General features: G+C 70.1%; 17 protein-coding genes and 1 tRNA gene. 11 read left to right on the top strand and 7 right to left on the bottom strand.

What is annotated here, in order from left to right:
* Positions 1-230: 230 nt before the first annotated feature.
* On the top strand, positions 231-668 hold the full coding sequence (locus tag ABIC53_RS13920) for a hypothetical protein (RefSeq protein WP_323986727.1): 438 nt from the start codon (positions 231-233) through the stop codon (positions 666-668).
* 82 nt (positions 669-750) lie between these two features.
* On the opposite strand, the gene ABIC53_RS13915 is transcribed toward ABIC53_RS13920, so the two are convergent.
* Positions 751-841, bottom strand: a tRNA-Ser gene (locus ABIC53_RS13915).
* A gap of 71 nt (positions 842-912) precedes the next feature.
* Between ABIC53_RS13915 and ABIC53_RS13910 the strand changes: the two genes are divergently transcribed.
* Positions 913-2301, top strand: a complete 1389-nt coding sequence (locus tag ABIC53_RS13910; RefSeq protein ID WP_282501631.1) for an MFS transporter — start codon at positions 913-915, stop codon at positions 2299-2301.
* Positions 2302-2304: 3 nt separating this feature from the next.
* Here ABIC53_RS13910 and ABIC53_RS13905 read toward each other — a convergent pair whose 3' ends face one another.
* Positions 2305-3156 carry a helix-turn-helix transcriptional regulator gene (locus ABIC53_RS13905; RefSeq protein ID WP_282501633.1) on the bottom strand — a complete coding sequence of 284 codons (852 nt, stop codon included), beginning with the start codon at positions 3154-3156 and terminating at the stop codon, positions 2305-2307.
* Positions 3157-3256: 100 nt separating this feature from the next.
* Here ABIC53_RS13905 and ABIC53_RS13900 point away from each other — a divergent pair, with 100 nt between their 5' ends.
* The 3 genes from ABIC53_RS13900 to radA all read left to right on the top strand — a co-directional run bounded on the left by ABIC53_RS13900 (position 3257) and on the right by radA (position 6552).
* Positions 3257-4036 (top strand): SDR family oxidoreductase, encoded by a 780-nt coding sequence (locus tag ABIC53_RS13900; protein ID WP_282501635.1) that lies wholly within the window; start codon positions 3257-3259, stop codon positions 4034-4036.
* Between the two features lie 32 nt (positions 4037-4068).
* Complete coding sequence (locus ABIC53_RS13895) at positions 4069-5025, top strand: L-lactate dehydrogenase (protein ID WP_114588768.1); 957 nt, start codon at positions 4069-4071, stop codon at positions 5023-5025.
* A gap of 162 nt (positions 5026-5187) precedes the next feature.
* Complete coding sequence (gene radA, locus ABIC53_RS13890) at positions 5188-6552, top strand: DNA repair protein RadA (protein WP_323986784.1); 1365 nt, start codon at positions 5188-5190, stop codon at positions 6550-6552.
* A gap of 218 nt (positions 6553-6770) precedes the next feature.
* Here radA and ABIC53_RS13885 read toward each other — a convergent pair whose 3' ends face one another.
* The 3 genes from ABIC53_RS13885 to ABIC53_RS13875 form a co-directional block, all read right to left on the bottom strand.
* Positions 6771-7178, bottom strand: coding sequence for a dehydrogenase (locus ABIC53_RS13885; protein ID WP_323986785.1), 408 nt, complete (start codon positions 7176-7178; stop codon positions 6771-6773).
* Positions 7179-7415: 237 nt separating this feature from the next.
* Complete coding sequence (locus tag ABIC53_RS13880; protein WP_282501638.1) at positions 7416-8084, bottom strand: hypothetical protein; 669 nt, start codon at positions 8082-8084, stop codon at positions 7416-7418.
* 45 nt (positions 8085-8129) lie between these two features.
* The gene (locus ABIC53_RS13875; protein ID WP_354451915.1) at positions 8130-8642 is read right to left on the bottom strand and encodes an amino-acid N-acetyltransferase; all 513 of its coding nucleotides are present in this window, start codon (positions 8640-8642) and stop codon (positions 8130-8132) included.
* Between the two features lie 68 nt (positions 8643-8710).
* Between ABIC53_RS13875 and ABIC53_RS13870 the strand changes: the two genes are divergently transcribed.
* Together ABIC53_RS13870 and ABIC53_RS13865 are read left to right on the top strand one after the other, a co-directional pair.
* Positions 8711-11230, top strand: a complete 2520-nt coding sequence (locus ABIC53_RS13870; RefSeq protein WP_354451913.1) for a circularly permuted type 2 ATP-grasp protein — start codon at positions 8711-8713, stop codon at positions 11228-11230.
* On the top strand, positions 11227-12111 hold the full coding sequence (locus ABIC53_RS13865) for a transglutaminase family protein (RefSeq protein ID WP_354451911.1): 885 nt from the start codon (positions 11227-11229) through the stop codon (positions 12109-12111). Before ABIC53_RS13870 ends, ABIC53_RS13865 begins: the two co-directional genes overlap by 4 nt.
* A 149-nt stretch (positions 12112-12260) precedes the next feature.
* Here ABIC53_RS13865 and ABIC53_RS13860 read toward each other — a convergent pair whose 3' ends face one another.
* Both ABIC53_RS13860 and ABIC53_RS13855 read right to left on the bottom strand, forming a co-directional pair.
* Positions 12261-13010, bottom strand: coding sequence for a gamma-glutamyl-gamma-aminobutyrate hydrolase family protein (locus ABIC53_RS13860; protein WP_354451909.1), 750 nt, complete (start codon positions 13008-13010; stop codon positions 12261-12263).
* Between the two features lie 168 nt (positions 13011-13178).
* Positions 13179-15704, bottom strand: coding sequence for an ATP-dependent Clp protease ATP-binding subunit (locus ABIC53_RS13855; protein WP_112617660.1), 2526 nt, complete (start codon positions 15702-15704; stop codon positions 13179-13181).
* Positions 15705-15878: 174 nt separating this feature from the next.
* Between ABIC53_RS13855 and ABIC53_RS13850 the strand changes: the two genes are divergently transcribed.
* Genes ABIC53_RS13850 through ABIC53_RS13835 form a run of 4 tightly spaced genes read left to right on the top strand, consistent with a single transcriptional unit; the run spans position 15879 to position 18131 of the window.
* Positions 15879-16640: a hypothetical protein gene (locus tag ABIC53_RS13850; protein WP_354451907.1), complete on the top strand. Its 762-nt coding sequence runs from the start codon at positions 15879-15881 to the stop codon at positions 16638-16640.
* On the top strand, positions 16640-17290 hold the full coding sequence (locus ABIC53_RS13845; RefSeq protein WP_274179445.1) for a hypothetical protein: 651 nt from the start codon (positions 16640-16642) through the stop codon (positions 17288-17290). The genes ABIC53_RS13850 and ABIC53_RS13845 overlap by 1 nt, the downstream gene beginning before the upstream one ends.
* Positions 17290-17904, top strand: a complete 615-nt coding sequence (locus ABIC53_RS13840) for a hypothetical protein (protein WP_282501643.1) — start codon at positions 17290-17292, stop codon at positions 17902-17904. The genes ABIC53_RS13845 and ABIC53_RS13840 overlap by 1 nt, the downstream gene beginning before the upstream one ends.
* Positions 17901-18131 carry a helix-turn-helix domain-containing protein gene (locus ABIC53_RS13835; RefSeq protein ID WP_274179447.1) on the top strand — a complete coding sequence of 77 codons (231 nt, stop codon included), beginning with the start codon at positions 17901-17903 and terminating at the stop codon, positions 18129-18131. Before ABIC53_RS13840 ends, ABIC53_RS13835 begins: the two co-directional genes overlap by 4 nt.
* Positions 18132-18137: the final 6 nt, after the last annotated feature.

The following is an 18137-nucleotide window of genomic DNA, read 5'->3' as shown; positions in this document are numbered from 1 at the left end:
GATCAGCCCTGACCAGAACTCCTGCCCCAGAGCAATCGCCCAGATCATACGAACAAGTCCGAGGACCACGACCAGCAGGAATGCCGCAATCAGGAGTTGGAATCGCCTGCCCAGTTTCGACGCGCGTGCCCGCACGGATCGACTCCGCCAGACGAGTTCAGGCGTCGCAGTCGTCGCGCCTCATCCTCTAGCTCCAGGGTTCCCAGCGTGTTGAGCGCCTCCACAGTGGGATGCTGCAACAGCAGGCCCTCTCGAGCGCGCTGCCGGAGCTCGTCGTCGATCTCGTCAGCGACCCGAAGGCAGCGAACGCCCACGAGACGAGCATTCCGACAGTCAGTGCCGCGCTGGCCGCCGAGCCTATGCACGGTCGCGGCCCTACCCCGATGATGGGTTCGGAGGCGCATCGAACTATGGAAACACCTCAGCCACCGACGGATCCTGCAGCTCGTCGGCGAAACCACCAGCTCATGATCGCGGGCGTTCTCTGCTACCCCGTGGCGGGACTGTTGCTGCTACATGCGCTCGGCGAGCCCGGCGCCCCGTTGCCCTGGGTACTCCTGGGGCTGTGGGTAGCTCTCGCAGGTGCTGCGAACGTGTTCGCCTGGAAGCGTTACTACAAGCGATACCCGCCGCAGCCATGGCCGGGCTCGCCGCAGAACCGCGGCTGACAGCACGACCCAGATCCGCACCAAGACCGCACCACACACGCCCCACACATGCAGAAAACCCCCGGGTAACCGGGGGTTTTCATGGCGGTGACGGTGGGATTTGAACCCACGGTAGGGGGTTACCCTACACAACTTTTCGAGAGTTGCACCTTCGGCCGCTCGGACACGTCACCGCCGACCAGCTTACGACATCCGAGGCGATGCTGCGAACCACGGCGTCCCCGGCCGGGCGTAGCGTGTGTCTGTGACGCGATCATCGGCCCCGCAGACAGCTCTCATCGTCGCGATCGCGTCGCTCGCGTCATCCGTCGCGTTCCTCGACAGCACGATCGTGAACGTCGCGCTCCCCGCGATCGAACGCGAGCTCGGCGGCGGTCTCGCGACGCAGCAGTGGGCGGTCGACGCGTACCTGCTGACGCTGTCGTCGCTGATCCTGCTCGCGGGCTCCGTGAGCGACGCCTACGGGCGCCTCCTCGTGCTGCGCATCGGGCTGGTCGGCTTCGGTGTCGCCTCGGTCGCGGTGGGACTCGCGCAGGATCCGGTCTTCCTGATCGCCGCGCGCGCCGTCCAGGGCGCGGCGGGCGCCTTCCTCGTGCCGAGCTCGCTCGCCCTCATCACATCGCTCCTCCAGGGCCACGAGCGCTCTCGCGCCATCGGCCTGTGGACGGCCTTCACGACCGGTGCCTCGCTCGTCGGGCCGCTGCTCGGCGGTCTCTTCGTCGACCTGCTGTCCTGGCGCTACGCGTTCCTCATCAACGTCCTGCCGGTGGCCGTCACGCTGTGGCTCGTCGCACGACTCCCCGTGCACGACGAACGCCGAGCCGATGCGGGCATCGACTGGTTCGGCGCGGTCCTGTGCACGGCGGGCTTGGGCGGCATGGTCTTCGCACTGATCGAGCAGCCGAACCTCGGCTGGGCCTCCCCCGCGATCTGGATGCCGCTGGCCGGCGGCGCCGTGATGTTCGCGGCCTTCCTGCTGCGGCAGCGCACGTCGCGGCATCCGATCCTGCCCCTCGGGCTCTTCCGGGCGCGCAACTACTGGACCGGCAACCTCGCGACGCTGTTCGTCTACGCCGCCCTTTCGCTCAACGGCTTCGTCGTCGGCGTTTACCTGCAAGAGGGCGCCGGCCTCAGCGCGACGCTGGCAGGCCTCGCGAGCCTGCCGACGACGGTGCTGCTCATCGTTCTGAGCCCGTGGGCCGGCTCGCTCGCGGAACGCCTCGGCGGACGCCTGTTCATGACCGTCGGCCCGCTCGTCATGGCCGGCGGCGCACTGATGCTGCTGCTCGTCGGCGAGCGCTTCGACTACTGGTGGCAGGTGCTGCCCGGCCTCGTCGTGTTCGGGCTCGGGCTCGGCGTGACCGTCTCGCCGCTGACCTCGACGATCCTCGGCGCGATCGACTCCGAGCGCTCGGGCATCGCCTCGGCGGTCAACAACGCCGTCGCGCGGGTCGCGGGCCTCGTGGTCATCGCCTTCCTCGCACCCATCGTGGGCGGCGCGCTCGACCTCGACGGATTCCACCGAGCAGCGATCGTCACCGCCGCGCTCATGGCCGCGGGCGGACTCATCGCCTTCACCGGCATCCGGAACAGCGCACCCTCAGCTGCAGCAACCCCGTCCGCGGCTGACTGACGCTCAGGCCGGCGAGCGCTCCGCCGCGAGCGGCCCGAGCACCGACAGCATCCGCAGCTTCTCCGCCGCTTCCGACCCGGGCTCCGGGGTGAGGGTGAGGAGGGCTTGTGAGCGGTCCTCCGTGAACAGCACCTGGCAGTCGACCTCGATCTCGCCGACGGCCGGATGCACGACGACCTTGTGATCGGCGAAGCGCTCGGCGACCTCCTCGAGGTCCCAGAGCCGCGCGAACTCGGCGCTCCGCTCGCGCAGGTCATCGACCAGACGCGCGGCCCGCGACCCTGCGCCACCCCGGCCCGCGACGGCGCGCAGGTTCGCCACGATGGCCCGGCTCTGCCGGTCGTGATCGGATGCCGGGTACACCGCCCGCTCGCTGATGGGATGCACGAACCAGCACCAGGCACCGCTGCGTTCGGGTCCGATGCGCCGTTCACGCGCGCCGAACAGAGCCCGCGCGAGATCGTTCTGCGCGAGAGTCTCGTCGAGCTCGGTGATCACGAGCGCCGGGATGTCGTCGAGCCGATCGAGCACCCGCTGCAGCGCCGGCGCGACGTGATCGGCGGCTCCGGAACGCTCGGGCGGCGTGTGCCCAGCGAGGCGGTGCAGGTGGTCGCGCTCGGAACGCGAAAGCCGCAGCGCCCGCGTGAGCGAGGCGAGCATCTGCAGGCTCGGCTGCGGCCCGCGCTCCTGCTCGAGGCGCGTGTAGTAGTCGGCGCTCATCAGGGCGAGCTGCGCCACCTCCTCGCGTCGGAGCCCCGCCACACGGCGGCGCTCTCCGGACGGCAGCCCGACATCCTCCGGACGCAGTCGCTCGCGGCGCGCGCGGAGGAATCGGGCGAGAGCGGCACGGTCCACGCATCCATTGTGAACGCGGCGACCCGCCCGAGCCAGGGACCGCCGCTCCCCCGTTCGGGCGTGCCTGGATGCATCAGGATGCCGCGACGAGAGTCGGGGCATGGACATCACCGGACGCACCATCTTCATCCCCGGCGCGACGAGCGGCATCGGCCGGGCGCTCGCCATCGCCCTCGCCGAGCGCGGCAACACGGTCATCGTCGGCGGGCGCCGTCGCGAGCTCATCAACGACCTACGCTCGTCGCACCCGGGCATCGACGGCCTCGAGATCGACACATCGGATGCCGCATCCATCGAACGCGCCGCCGCCGAGGTTCTGGAACGGCATCCCGATCTCGACGTGCTCGTCACGATGGCGGGCATCATGAACGCCGAGGACTGGACCTCTCCCGCGGGCTTCGTCGACAGCGCCGAACGCACCGTCACCACGAACCTGCTGGGACCGATCCGGCTCATCGGCGCGTTCATCGAGCACCTGCTGACACGCCCCGCCGCCACGATCATGACCGTCTCGTCGGGCCTGGCCTTCGCTCCGCTCGCCGCCACCCCCAGCTACAACGCGACGAAGGCCGGGATCCACATGCTGAGCGAATCACTGCGCCTGCAGTACGCAGGATCGCCGGTGTCGATCGTGGAGCTCGTGCCGCCGGCCGTGCAGACCGACCTCATGCCCGGTCACGCCGAGAACCCGCAGGCGCAGCCGCTCGACGAGTTCGTCGACGAGGTGATGTCGATCCTCGAGCGGGATGCCGACGTGCGCGAGGTGCTCGTCGAGCGCGTCGAGTTCCTGCGCCACGGCGAAGCACGCGGCGACTACGCCGACGTCGTGCGCGCACTCAACGCGAGCGACCCGCACGCGGGGCAGCGAGGGGGCCGGTAGCGACTCTCATTCGCCCCTGCCAGACTGAGATCATGAGCGCGATCGAGAACTCCAAACTCACCGTCGTCGGCGCGGGCGCCGTCGGATCCAGCGTGGCCTACGCGGCCCTCATCCGGGGATCGGCCCGTCACGTGGCCCTCTACGACATCGCGACCGAGAAGACCGAGGCAGAGGTGCTCGACCTCGCGCACGGGGCACAGTTCACGGGTTCGAGCGACATCATCGGCGGGTCCGACATCTCGGTCGCCGAGGGCTCGCACGTCGTCGTCATCACCGCGGGCGCGAAGCAGAAGCCCGGGCAGACGCGCACCGAGCTGGCGGGCGTGAACGCGGGCATCATCGCCTCGATGATGCCGCAGCTGCTCGACGTCGCCCCCAACGCGACCTTCGTCATCGTGACCAACCCCTGCGACGTGCTCACCGTCCTGGCGCACGAGGCCACCGACCTGCCGCCCGAGCGCATCTTCGCCTCGGGCACCGTGCTCGACACCTCGCGCCTGCGCTGGAAGATCGCGCGTCGCGCCGGCGTCTCGATCTCGAGCGTGCACGCGTACATCGTCGGCGAGCACGGCGACACCGAGTTCCCGCTGTGGTCGCACGCCACCATCGGCACGGTGCCGATCCTCGACTGGGTGCCGCTCGACGGTCAGCCCAAGTTCACGAAGGAGGAGCTCGACCAGATCGCCATCGACGTCCGCGACGCCGCTTACAAGGTGATCCAGGGCAAGGGCGCGACGAACTACGCCATCGGCCTCTCGAGCGCGCGCATCGTCGAGGCGATCCTGCGTGACGAGGATGCCGTGCTGCCCGTCTCCACAGTGCTGCGCGACTTCCACGGAGTCGACGGCATGGCGCTGTCCGTGCCGTCGGTCGTCAACCGCCGGGGCGCGTTCCCCGTGCGGGAGATCGAGTTCTCCGAGCGCGAGCTCGAGCTGTTCCAGCACTCGGCAGCGGCGCTCAGCGAGGTCGCGACCTCCCTGCGCGGCTGATCAGTCGGTACGCCGATACATCCGTCGGACCGGCGGTGCTGGTGTCGTCCCGGAGCCCCGGGAAGACGACATCCGCACCGCCGGTCCGACAGTTGTATCGGGGCGAGGCTCGCGAGGGGCCGGTGACCGAGGGATGTCGGAGGTCGCGCCTACCCTGGACGCATGGCCTCTCGACGTCCCGCCGCCACCTCGGCCTTCAAGTGCACAGAATGCGGGTGGACGACGGCCAAATGGGTCGGCCGCTGCGGTGAATGCCAGCAATGGGGCACGGTCGTCGAGGCGGCGACGCAGACCGGCATCACGTCGACCGTGACGGCGGTGAGCCCCGGCGCTGCCCGCGCTGCTCGTCCGATCACCGAGATCGACACGACCGAGGCGCCTCGACGTTCGAGCGGCGTCGGCGAGTTCGACCGCGTGCTCGGCGGTGGCGTCGTCCCCGGCGCGGCGATCCTGCTGTCGGGCGAGCCCGGCGTCGGCAAGTCGACCCTGCTCCTCGAGGTCGCCGCACAGTCCGCCCGCTCGGGTCGGCGAGTGCTGTACGTCAGCGCGGAGGAATCGCTCGGCCAGGTCCGCCTGCGGGCCGAGCGCACCGGCGCGCTGCACGACGCCCTCTACCTCGCGAGCGAGACCGACCTCGCCACGGTGCTGGGTCACGTCGACGAGGTGCGCCCCGACCTCCTCATCGTCGACTCGGTGCAGACGGTGTCGTCGTCGCTGTCCGACGGGGTCGCGGGCCAGCCGAGCCAGGTGCGAGAGGTCGCGTCGACGCTCATCCGCGTCGCGAAGGAGCGTGACCTCCCCGTCCTCATCGTCGGACACGTCACGAAGGACGGGTCGATCGCCGGCCCCCGGGTGCTCGAGCACCTCGTCGACGTCGTCTGCCAGTTCGAAGGCGACCGCCAGACCTCGCTCCGGTTCGTCCGAGCGCTGAAGAACCGCTTCGGGCCGACGGATGAGGTCGGATGCTTCGACATGACGGGCGACGGCATCGCGGAGGTGCCCGATCCGAGTGCCCTGTTCCTCGGGCACGGCGACCCCGTGCCGGGCACGTGCGTCACGATCGCGCTCGAGGGGCGTCGCGCCCTGCCGGTAGAAGTTCAGGCGCTGACGCTCAAGACCGGGGCACCCAACCCCCGCCGTGTCGTCAGCGGTGTCGACAGCGCCCGCGTCGCGATGATCCTCGCCGTGCTCGAGAAGCGCGGCGTCGCCGTCACGAGCGACCAGGACGTCTACGTCTCCACCGTGGGAGGTGTACGCCTCGTCGAGCCTGCCGCAGACCTCGCCATCGCCATCGCCATCGCGGGCGCCGTCGGCGGCAGGGCCGTGTCGCGACAGGTGGCGGCCTTCGGCGAGCTCAGCCTCGCCGGGGAGATCCGGCCGGTCACGCAGTCGAGCCAGCGACAGTCCGAAGCGAAGCGCATGGGCTATACCGCCGTGGTGGATGCCTCATCCCGCACCATCGGCGGAGCCATGCGCGATCTACAGGTGCGCCAGCCCGCAGCATCCGCCGTCGACGCCGGCTTCTGACCAACCCACCCCGACTCACCTGGACTCACCTGGCAGTTCACGCCCCCACCCCAGGGATGAGGGGGCACCAACTGCCAACCCAAACTCGGAGCCCCAACCCACCCCGACTCACCTGGCAGTTCACGCCCCCATCCACGCGCCGAGGGGGCACCAACTGCCAACCCAAACTCGGAGCCCCAGCCCCAGCCCCAGCCCGAGCCCAAACCAGGAGCCCGAGGTTAGGCGTCGAGGGCGGCGATTACGTCCTGGGGGGCAGCCTGCATCGGGTGCGGGCCGGCGATGTCGAAGAACACGGTGCTGATCTCGGCCTCGTGCACGCCGAGGAAGGCGCGCAGGCCCCCGGGCGACTGCAACGCCACGTGGGCGGGAAGCGCCGCCGGCTTGTGCGCCGCATCGCTGAACAGCAGCAGCGCGACATCGCCGGTGTTCGGATCGCGATACGTCCAGATCTCACCGACGTCGCGCGGATCGTCACGGTTCCCGGGTCGCATGAGCGGCACCACCGTCGGACCGTGCCGCAACGCGAATGCGAGGGCAGCCATGTCTTGCGTCTGCAGGGCGTCTGCGAGCTGCGGGTTGCGGAACTCGGGCAGCGGCTTCTTCGCGCCGCGCTTCTTTCCAGCCATCACCTCAGCCTAGAGAGAGAGAAGGGGCCCTCTCGAACTCTTCATTGGGGACTGAGGAAATCGAGAGGGCCCATCGCTCACCCGAGGTGGGGATCCGTCGTCGAGATTCTGGGGGGTTTCGCGACTACTCGCTGCTGGGGACAGCGGGGGTCCTCGGGGAACTGCATCCAGGTTACGGCCGAGCTCGCCACCTGTCGCCCTCTCTCCGGTGAGAAAAGTCTCACGTCGGTGAACGCGTCAGCGCAGCACGAACTGTCGTTCCTGTTGCGCCGCGAGCCCACCGATCTCGACCGCCAGGTTGAAGTAGCCCGCGGGCGCTGCCGGGCGCTCCGCGTCGCACGTGTCGACCGACGAGCGGGTGCGGTCCCAGGTGATCGGAGTCACGCTCGACACCGTCTGGCCGGGGTCGATCTGCACGACCTGATCGCTCGACTCGCTCTGGCAGTCCGTCGAACGCCACCAGACGTCGGGTCCGCTCGCGACCGTGAGCTTCTGCGTCGCCGTGCCCACATTGAGCAGGCAGGGAGCCGAGCCGGAGTTCGTGAGCGAGATGGACAGCTGCGGCAGTTCGCCGGCTCCGTAGGACTCCTTGTCGGTGACCGCCGAGACCTGGACCGAACGAGCGGAGCACGCCTCGACCTCGGCCGGCGTCGCGTCCGACGACGGCTGCGGCGCACTGGGGGATGCCGCGGGCGTGGGCTGATCCGCGGGCGGTGACGCCGGTGCCTCACCGGCATCCGACGACCCAGCCGGAGCGGGAGTGCTGTCCGCTGCCGATCCCTCCCACGGTCGCCAGAACGCGAGCACGACAGCGGCGATGAGCACCAGCACGACGAGCAGCAGCACGAGACGTCGCCGGCGGTAGACCGCGGGCGAATGACGGCGTCGGGGCGGCGTGTCGGTCATGAAGCCAGGGTAGGCCGCAGGTCGGATGCCGCCCCGGCGGCACGCCTACAGGTGCTTGAGCATCCGGGTGTTGCCCAGGGTGTTCGGCTTGACGTGCGCGAGGTCGAGGAACTCGGCGATGCCCTCGTCGGGGCTTCGCAGCAGCTGCGAGTACACATCGGCGTCGACGATCTGCTCGCCGATCGCCTCGAACCCGCGCCGTGCGAAGAAGTCGACCTCGAAGGTGAGGCAGAACAGGCGCGAGAGACCGAGCTCACGAGCGCCCTGCTCGAGCCGGTCGACGATGGCGCCGCCCACCCCACGGTGCAGCCACTCGTCGACGACGATGAGGGTGCGCACCTCGCCGAGGTCCTCCCACATGACGTGGAGGGCGCCGCATCCGACCAGCTGCCCGTCGGCCTCGGCGACGACGAACTCCTGCACCGACTCGTAGAGCACCACGAGGTCCTTGCCGAGCAGGATTCGTCGCTGCACCCAGGGCTCGAGCATCTCGCGGATGCCGCGGACGTCGCTCGCCTTCGCAGGGCGGACGACGAAGGCCGGGTCGTCTGAGCTCACGCCTCAACGATAGTCCGCGCCGGTAAGGTTGCCTCAGCCCGAGATCCCTCCCGCCTTGGAGTGCCGACGTGAGCGTGCTCCGTGATTACGCCGCCGCAGTGTCCCAGCCGACACTGCCTCTGTCGTCGCTTCCCCACGGCCCGGCCGACCTCTCGCGGTACGACGAGGTGGTCGATGCCGACGGCGGCCTCCGCCCCGCGTGGCAGTCGCTCGCCGGCCTCGCGCTGGCCCTGACGCCGTCCGAACTTTCGCGCGTCGAGGGCGAGATCACCCGCTTCCTCGCCGACGACGGTGTGACCTACGTCCGGCCCGACAGCGGCGCCCAGCCCTGGCAGCTCGACCCCGTTCCGCTCGTCGTCGACGCGGCCAGCTGGGCCCCGCTCGAGACGGGCCTCGCGCAGCGCGCCGAGCTGCTGAACGCCGTCCTCGCCGACCTCTACGGACCGCAGACCCTGCTCTCGTCGGGGATCGTCCCCGCCGCCGCGGTGCTCGGTCACGCGGGATTCCTCCGCCCCCTCGCGCGAGCGACCGCGGCCGACCGGCATCCGCTGCTGCTGTCGGGCACCGACCTCGGACGCGACGCCGACGGCGAATGGCGGGTGCTCGCCGACCGCGTGCAGGCCCCGTCTGGGCTCGGGTTCGCGATGGAGAACCGCCGCGTCATCTCGCAGGTGCTGCCCGACCTGTACCAGCAGAGCGATCCGCACCGCATGGAGCCCTACTTCTCGGCGCTGCACGCGACGCTCGCCGCGTCGGCGCCCGAGGGCGTCACCGAGCCGCGCGTGGTCGTCCTGACGCCGGGGCCGCACTCCGAGACCGCCTTCGACCAGGCCTTCCTCGCCCGGGGCCTGGGCCTGTCGCTCGTGCAGGGCAGCGACCTCGTCGTGCGCGGGGGGCGGGTGTGGATGAAGCCCACCGGGTGGCCCCGCCGCGAACCGACCGAGCAGGTCGACGTCATCCTGCGGCGCGTCGACGCGGAATGGTGCGACCCGCTCGAGCTGCGGTCCGACTCGCGCCTGGGCGTCGCCGGTCTCACCGAGGCGGTGCGCCGCGGAACCGTGCGACTGGTCAACGGGCTCGGGGCGGGCGTCCTCGAGAACCCGGCGCTCCTGCCCTACCTCCCGGCCGCGTGCGAAGCCCTGCTCGGGGAACAGCTCCGCCTCTCGGCGGTCCCGACGTGGTGGTGCGGCGACGAGGCGGCGCGCGCCGTCGTGCTCGAACGCGTCCGCACGGGCGATGACTCCGTGCTCGTGCGTACGCTCGACGGCTCACGCCGGGATCTCACGGGGCTGGATGCCGCGGCCATCGCCGGCCGCATCGAGGCGAACCCGCACCGATACGTCGGTCAGGAGCTGCTGCCCCTCTCGCAGGCCCCGGTCTGGACCGGCGAGGGCGCGCGTGCCCGGGCTCTGATCTTCCGTGCGTTCACCCTGCGCCACGGCTCGGCCCATCGCCCGCTTCTGGGTGGCCTCGCGACGGTGCGAGAGAGCCCCGACGCAGCCCCGACCACGAAGGACGTCTGGGTGCTGAAGGCCGCCGAGGGCGACGCGGACCAGGGCCTCGTCGAGATCGGTCCGCTCCCGGGCGGCCGCAGTGCTCCGAGCATCGCACCGCGTGCCCTGGACGACATGTTCTGGTCGGGGCGATACGCCGAACGGGCCGAAGACCTGCTGCGGCTCGTGCTCACGGCGCAGCAGCAGCTCGACCTCGCGGGCGCCGGCCGCGCCAGCCACACGAGCGCCCGCGTCCTGCGCGACGCCATCCACCGGCTCGCCGGTCCCGGACCGGATGCCGCTGACGCCGACTTCCGGTCGCTGCTGCTCGACGCGGCTCGGGTCGGGTCGACCGCCCACGCGCTCAGCCGACTGCGCGACGCGCTCGACGGTGTCCGCGACCAGCTGTCCGGCGACACGTGGCGCGTCTTCGCCGGCATCGAACGCGCCTCCCGCGCCCTGCGGGCGTCGCCGCACGCCCACCGCACGGCCGAGTCGGCGGGACGCATGCTCACGGTCGTGCTGTCGCTGCAGGGCGTGACCGCCAACATGATGCGCGACACCGGCTGGCACTTCATCGAGGCGGGACGCTTCCTCGAGCGCGCGCTTCAGGTGTGCCACATCTTGCGGGTGGTCGTCGACCGCCGCGACGCTCGCACCGAGCGGGCCGTGCTCGAGGCGCTGCTCACCGCGTCGGAGAGCATCGTCACCCACCGGCGCCGGTTCCGTGGCGCGGTGCGCCTCGGCGACGTGCTCGACCTGCTGCTGCGCGACCCCGACAACCCTCGCTCGCTCGCGTTCTGCCTCGCCGAGCTGCGCACGCACCTTGCCGCAGCCCCCGCGTCGACGGGGTCGACACGCCCCGAGCGCCTGGTCGACGACCTCGAGAACCTCGTCGGTGCGATCGACACGGATGCACTGGGGGATGCCGTCGACGGCATCCGTTCGCCCCTCGCCGAGCTGCTCGACGACCTCACGGCGCAGCTCGAACAGCTGGGCGACGCGATCGACGAGCTGCACTTCGAGAGCGGACCGCCCCCGGTGGCACTCTCGTCGCTCGCCCTCATCGAGGAACTGATGGAGGCTCGCGCGTGAAGCAGTACCGCGTCTGGCATCGCACCGCCTACACCTACAGCGATCCCGTCGAAGACAGCGTCGGGCAGTTCCACCTGATCCCTCGCGAGCTGCCCGGGCAGCGGGTGCGCGAGGCGGAGGTCGTCGTCTCCCCCGCCCCGGGTGACATGCGCCGCGACTCCGACTACTTCGGCAACTGGTCGACGTACTTCCACGTTACCGACGCGCACGAGGCGCTGTCGATCGAGGCGTCGAGCGAGGTCGCGGTCACCGCTCCCGAGTACGACGCCGCTGCGCTCGCGCTTCCCTGGGAGACGGCGCGGCCGCTGCGGCATCCCGACCAGGAGGGAGCGTGGCGCGCGGCGGAATTCGCGATGGCCTCGCCCCGGGTCGCGCAGTCGGAGGCCACCGCCGCCTACGGCGCGATCTCGCTCACCCCGGGGCGCCCGATCGGCGAAGCCGCGACCGACCTGATGCACCGCATCTACACCGACTTCGACTACGACAGCACCGCGACCACCGTCACCAGCACCGTCGCCGATGCGCTCGAGAAGCGGGCCGGCGTCTGCCAGGACTTCGCCCACGTCGCCCTCGCGTGCCTGCGCTCGCACGGCGTCGCGGCCCGTTACGTCTCGGGCTACCTCGCGACGCAGCCACCGCCCGGCAAGGAACGGGTCTTCGGCGCCGACGCCTCGCACGCGTGGCTCGCGGTCTGGCTCCCGGGCACCGACCAGTGGCTCGCGATCGATCCGACGAACGACCAGTGGGCCAACGACCGCTACGTCACTGTCGCATGGGGCCGGGATTACGGCGACGTCTCGCCCGTCAAGGGCATCATCTTCACCGAGGCGAAGACCTCGACCCTCCGTGTCTCGGTCGACGTCGCCCCGATCGAGCCCTGACCCGCCGGGTGAGCTGCGCGCGCCGTGCGCGGATGCAAGGGCTCAGCGGCGACACCCCGGGTCGAGGCATCCATCTCCGGGGTGTCGGCCACGATCGCTTGCATCCCGGCACGCCGGCGGACGCCGACCGACCACGGATGCCGGCGGGATCAGCGGCGTGCGGCGTACTCCGTCGCGGCGGCGACGAGGCTGAGGAAGAGCCGTCGGTCGGCGGCTTCCTCCTCGGGATGCCACTGCACGGCGACGAGGAAGTCCGAACCCGGCGACTCGATCGCCTGCGGCAGCCCCTCGCCGCTGCGTGCCGAGACCACGAGGTCGTCGCCGAGTCGGTCGATGCCCTGGTGGTGGTAGCTGCTCACGGTGAGCGAACCCGTGCCGACGAGCTCGGACAGCATCGTGCCGGCCGACACCGAGACCCCGTTCCGCGCGAAGACACCGCCGCCGAGCTGGTACCGGTCGGTGCCCAGCACGTCCGGAAGGTGTTGATGGAGCGTGCCCCCCGCGGCGACGTTGATGAGCTGCAATCCGCGGCAGATGCCGAGGACCGGGATGCCGCGCTCGCGGGCACCCCGCAGCAGAGCGAGCTCCCAGTCGTCGCGGTCAGGCCGCGCCGGATCCGTCAGAGGATGCCGCGCGGCCCCATACAGCTCGGGCTGCACGTCGAGGCCGCCCGTGAGCACGAGCCCGTCGAGCCGGTCGAGCACGACGTCGGCGGCGGGCCCGGGCGAGGGCTGCGGCGGCAGCAGCACCGCCGCGCCGCCCGAGGACGCGACCCGGTCGAAGTACTGCTGCGGTAGGAAGCTCGCCCGCACGTCCCACACCCCCTGCTGCGCGCGCTCGAGGTAGGTCGTCAAGCCGATGACGGGTCGGGGCGCCGTCGTCGCGTCTTCGCTGCTCACGCGCCGATCGTAGAGCCGTCGTGTTTCGCGCCGATCACACGCCGCAGCAGCCCACAGCCCTCCGGCTGCGTCGTGCGGCGTGTCCCGCCGACAGGCCCCGGAAACGCCGGAGGGGCGGATGCCGCAGCATCCGCCCCTCCGTACGACTCGTCGCTCGCGCGATCCCAGTCAGTCGCCGCTCGCAGCGATGTCGGGGGTCGCGGCGATCTCGCCGGCAGCGCCGACGCCGACCGCGACCTTGCCCTCACGCGGAGCGGTCTCGAAGACGAACTTCGTGCCCTCGGTGTCGACCTTCACGTGGTCGCCCGCGTTGAGCTCGCCGTGCAGGATCTTCTCGCTGAGCTGGTCCTCGACCTCGCGCTGCATCGCACGGCGCAGCGGCCGGGCGCCGAGCGTCGGGTCGAACCCGATCTCGATGAGGCGGTCCTTGGCGGCATCCGACAGCTCGACCGTCATGTCGCGGTCGAGCAGCCGGTCGCTCAGGCGCTTCGTGAACAGGTCGACGATCTGGCGAAGCTCGGCCTTGTTCAGCTGCGGGAAGACGATGACGTCGTCGACGCGGTTGAGGAACTCGGGCTTGAAGTGCCGCTTGAGCTCTTCGTCGACCTTGCCCTTCATCCGCTCGTAGCTCGTCTGCGCGTTGCCCTCGACCTGGAAGCCGACCGGACCACCGGCGATCGCCGACGAACCGAGGTTCGTCGTCATGATGATCACGGTGTTCTTGAAGTCGACGATGCGGCCCTGACCGTCGGTCAGGCGACCCTCTTCGAGGATCTGCAGCAGCGAGTTGAAGATGTCGGGGTGGGCCTTCTCGATCTCGTCGAAGAGCACGACCGAGAACGGCTTGCGGCGCACCTTCTCGGTGAGCTGGCCGCCCTCTTCGAATCCGACGAATCCGGGAGGGGCACCGAACAGACGCGAGACGGTGTGCTTCTCACCGAACTCCGACATGTCGAGGGAGATCAGCGCGCCCTCGTCGTCGAACAGGAACTCGGCGAGCGCCTTGGCCAGCTCGGTCTTTCCGACACCGGTGGGGCCAGCGAAGATGAACGAGCCCGAGGGGCGCTTGGGGTCCTTCAGACCGGCACGCTGACGACGGATCGTGCGCGAGAGCGCCGCGATGGCCTCTTCCTGTCCGACGACGCGCTGGTGCAGCGCCTTCTCCATGAAGACGAGACGGCTGGTCTCCTCCTCGGTGAGCTTGAACACCGGGATGCCGGTGGCCTGGGCGAGCACTTCGGCGATGAGGCCTTCGTCGACCACCGCGTGCGACGCGACGTCGCCCGAGCGCCACTGCTTCTCGAGACGCAGGCGCTCGGCGAGCAGCGACTTCTCCTCGTCGCGGAGCGACGCGGCCTTCTCGAAGTCCTGCTCCTCGCTCGCGCGCTCCTTGTCCTCGCGGACCTTGGCGATCTTCTCGTCGAACTCGCGCAGCTCCGGCGGCGACGACAGGATCGACAGGCGCAGGCGGGCGCCGGCCTCGTCGATCAGGTCGATGGCCTTGTCAGGCAGGAAGCGGTCGCTGACGTACCGGTCGGCGAGGTTCGCCGCGGCGACGAGCGCGCCGTCGGTGATCTGCACCTTGTGGTGCGCCTCGTAGCGGTCGCGCAGACCCTTCAGGATGTTGATCGCGTGAGGGATGCTGGGCTCGCCGACCTGGATCGGCTGGAACCGGCGCTCGAGGGCGGCATCTTTCTCGAAGTGCTTGCGGTACTCGTCGAGCGTCGTGGCACCGATCGTCTGGAGCTCACCGCGGGCGAGCAGCGGCTTGAGGATCGACGCGGCGTCGATCGCGCCTTCGGCCGCACCGGCACCGACGAGCGAGTGGATCTCGTCGATGAAGACGATGATGTCACCGCGCGTGCGGATCTCCTTCGTGACCTTCTTCAGGCGCTCCTCGAAGTCACCTCGGTAGCGGGAACCGGCGATGAGCGATCCGAGGTCGAGCGAGTAGACCTGCTTGTCCTTGAGCGTCTCGGGCACATCGCCCTTGACGATGGCCTGAGCCAGGCCCTCGACGACGGCGGTCTTGCCGACGCCGGGCTCGCCGATCAGGACCGGGTTGTTCTTAGAGCGACGCGAGAGGATCTGCATGACCCGCTCGATCTCCTTCTCGCGGCCGATCACCGGGTCGAGCTTGTTGTCGCGCGCGGCCTGCGTGAGATTGCGCCCGAACTGGTCGAGTACGGCCGAGCCGCCCTGCGGCGCCTGGGCCTGCTCGCCCGCGCCGACGGTCGCGCCGGCGGGCTCCTTGCCCTGGTAGCCGCTGAGCAGCTGGATGACCTGCTGGCGGACCTTGTTCAGGTCGGCGCCGAGCTTGACGAGCACCTGAGCCGCCACACCCTCGCCCTCGCGGATGAGGCCGAGGAGGATGTGCTCGGTGCCGATGTAGTTGTGTCCGAGCTGCAGCGCTTCGCGCAGTGACAGCTCGAGGACCTTCTTCGCGCGCGGCGTGAACGGGATGTGACCGGTCGGCTGCTGCTGCCCCTGACCGATGATGTCCTGCACCTGCTCGCGCACCGCGTCGAGCGAGATGCCCAGGCTCTCGAGGGCCTTGGCCGCGACGCCTTCACCCTCGTGGATCAGACCCAGGAGGATGTGCTCGGTCCCGATGTAGTTGTGGTTGAGCATCTTCGCCTCTTCTTGGGCGAGCACGACCACGCGACGGGCACGATCCGTGAATCTCTCGAACATCGTCAGCCTCCTTTGAGCGCCGGGACTCCGGGCGCTTACGAAAGAGAGTAACCAGGCACGGATACGGGTATGCCCGTGTTCGCCGTCGGCATAGCGTTACGCGGGGTTGCGCTCGGGAGGGCCAGACCATAACGTTTGTCGATAACAACGACTATCGATAAGTAGAGGATGCGGATGTCGAACACGTGGGCGGTCGGTCAGATCGTGATCATCGCTGCGGTGGCGCTCGTCGTCGCCGCCGTGCTCTTCATCAGGGCGACGCGCCGCGCGCGTAGTCGCGGGGACGCGTCGCCGGTCGTGAGCCTCGCGCTCTCGCTGTCTGCCGCCTGGGCTGCATTCAGCCTGCTCGGCGCCGTCATCTCGGTGATTCAGAATCTCGCCGCAGACGCGCCGCGCATGAGCGTTCCCGTCGCGCCGTTCTGGTCTGACCTGCTTCCGGGTGTCACGATCGACACCGGCCCGACGGCCGAGGTCGTCGGCGGCGGCTTCATGTTCGCCGAGGTGGACGTGGCGGGGGTCAGTCCGCTGGCGCGAGCGCTGTGGACGACCGGGCAGGCGCTGTGGTCGTTGATCCCCGCGGCGACCGCGGCGCTCATCGCCGTGGCTTGCTTCCAGCTGCTCGCCGGGCGCACCTTCGATCGGATCATCGTTCGCATGACGATGGCGACCGCCGTCATCGTCGCTGCCGGCGGGACGGCCGCACAGCTGCTCTCGGACATGGCCGGGAGCATGGCCTCGCAGGAGCTCTTCGCCCGGGAAAGCGCGCGGTGGACCGAGATCCCCGGAGTCGACGATCCGTTCGCCTGGTGGCCGGAAGCGACGCTCAACGTCACTCTGCCGTTCTGGCCGATCGCTGCCGGCCTCGGCCTCGCCGCGCTGGCCGCGGTGTTCCGATACGGCTCACGACTGCAGCGCGACACGGAGGGACTGGTCTGATGGCAGGCACCATCGGGAAGAGGAACATGCCGCCGACCACGTCGATGTACGACATGCCGCGCGGCGATCGGTGGGCGACGCGGACGATGGCGGTGCTGGCCGGATTGATGGGTGTCGCACTCGCGGCGGGTCAGATCGGTGCGGCCGTGACGTACGCCTGGTCGCCCGACGTCACGCTGACCCTCCTCGCCCAGCAGGAGCTCCCGGTGGTCGCCGGCCGAGGCGTCGCGACGGCGAACATCACAAGCGTCACACTCCAGGCAAGCGAACTCGCATCGTCGACGCGAGCCCTCTTCGCCGCGGGTTCGATCGCCCTCGGGATCACCGCGGTCCTCGTCGCGGCGGCGCTCTCCTGGTTCCTCCTCTCGATCAGCGCCGAGCGTCCACTGCGCCCGGCCCTCCGCCGCTTCTGCACGATCGCCGGGTGCGCGCTGCTGTTGGGCCCCGCCGTGAGCACGTCGCTCGCCGGCTTCGCATCCATGGAGGCGGCGTTCCAGTTCGGTCCGGCCTTCGACGACCTCCTCCTCCCGGGATTCAGCGCCTCGACCTGGGGAATGGCGCTGCCCATCGTGGGAGTCAGCGTGATCTGCCTGGGATTTCTGCTGCGACGGATGGAACGTCTCGAGCGCGACACGGAAGGACTGGTCTGATGCCCCTCACCCGCGGACCCCGCTCGGATGCCGCCGACGCCATCGCCGTCCTGATGCTCGGCCTCGGCGCCGCGATCACCGTCGTGCTCACGGTCATCGCGCGCTTTATGAACGTCTTCCGCGAAGCGGGCGTCGCCTGGAGGATCGACATCGACGACAAGCCGTTCTCCGCCTCCGTCGGGTCGGGCGCGGGATACGTCGACGGCATCGTCGAGAACGCGCTCGTCATCGCACCGGAGGTCGACGGCGGCACGGCAGTCGCGCTCGCCGGCTCGATCATCGCGTGGGGCGTCGCATCGCTCGTCGTGATCGCCGCGGTGATGTACGTCGCGCGGAGCTTCCTGCGCGGGCGGCTCTTCGTTCCCGCCACGGCACGGGCCTTCGACGTCATCGGGTGGTCGATCGTCTCGGGCGCGCTGGTCATCCTGGTCCTCGAGAACATCGGGCGCAACGGCATCCTCACCGCTCTCGGGGTCGATGACGTCGAGCCGCTGCACTTCCTCGACTTCTGGGCCTACGCGCCGGCCTGGGCGATCGGCGTGGCCGTCGGCCTGATCGCGATCGCGTTCCGCCGCGGCGTACGACTGCAGCGCGACACCGAGGGACTCGTATGAGCGCGGCCGACGATGACGGACCGAGCGGGGTCCATTGCCGCCTCGACGAGCTGCTCGCCGAGCGCGGGATGACGCTGACCCGCCTCTCCGAGATCGTCGGAGTCTCGGTGGTGAACCTCTCGGTGCTCAAGAACGACCGAGCCCGCGCCATCCGCTATTCGACGCTCGCCGCGATCTGCCGGGCGCTCGACTGCGAGATCGGCGACCTGCTGGTCCGCGCGGACTGACGAACC

The sequence above is a fragment of the Microbacterium sp. 1262 genome, from assembly GCF_040544895.1.
Taxonomy (GTDB): domain Bacteria; phylum Actinomycetota; class Actinomycetes; order Actinomycetales; family Microbacteriaceae; genus Microbacterium; species Microbacterium plantarum.
This window is presented reverse-complemented; position numbering and strand designations above follow the sequence as displayed.

Bases quoted from the DNA above. Each gene is read 5' to 3' on its own strand.
- ABIC53_RS13920 (WP_323986727.1), top strand. From the start codon at position 231: ATGCTGCAACAGCAGGCCCTCTCGAGCGCGCTGCCGGAGCTCGTCGTC.
- ABIC53_RS13900 (WP_282501635.1), top strand. From the start codon at position 3,257: ATGGACATCACCGGACGCACCATCTTCATCCCCGGCGCGACGAGCGGC.
- ABIC53_RS13895 (WP_114588768.1), top strand. From the start codon at position 4,069: ATGAGCGCGATCGAGAACTCCAAACTCACCGTCGTCGGCGCGGGCGCC.
- radA (WP_323986784.1), top strand. From the start codon at position 5,188: ATGGCCTCTCGACGTCCCGCCGCCACCTCGGCCTTCAAGTGCACAGAA.
- ABIC53_RS13885 (WP_323986785.1), bottom strand. From the start codon at position 7,178: ATGGCTGGAAAGAAGCGCGGCGCGAAGAAGCCGCTGCCCGAGTTCCGC.
- ABIC53_RS13880 (WP_282501638.1), bottom strand. From the start codon at position 8,084: ATGACCGACACGCCGCCCCGACGCCGTCATTCGCCCGCGGTCTACCGC.
- ABIC53_RS13855 (WP_112617660.1), bottom strand. From the start codon at position 15,704: ATGTTCGAGAGATTCACGGATCGTGCCCGTCGCGTGGTCGTGCTCGCC.
- ABIC53_RS13850 (WP_354451907.1), top strand. From the start codon at position 15,879: ATGTCGAACACGTGGGCGGTCGGTCAGATCGTGATCATCGCTGCGGTG.
- ABIC53_RS13845 (WP_274179445.1), top strand. From the start codon at position 16,640: ATGGCAGGCACCATCGGGAAGAGGAACATGCCGCCGACCACGTCGATG.
- ABIC53_RS13840 (WP_282501643.1), top strand. From the start codon at position 17,290: ATGCCCCTCACCCGCGGACCCCGCTCGGATGCCGCCGACGCCATCGCC.
- ABIC53_RS13835 (WP_274179447.1), top strand. From the start codon at position 17,901: ATGAGCGCGGCCGACGATGACGGACCGAGCGGGGTCCATTGCCGCCTC.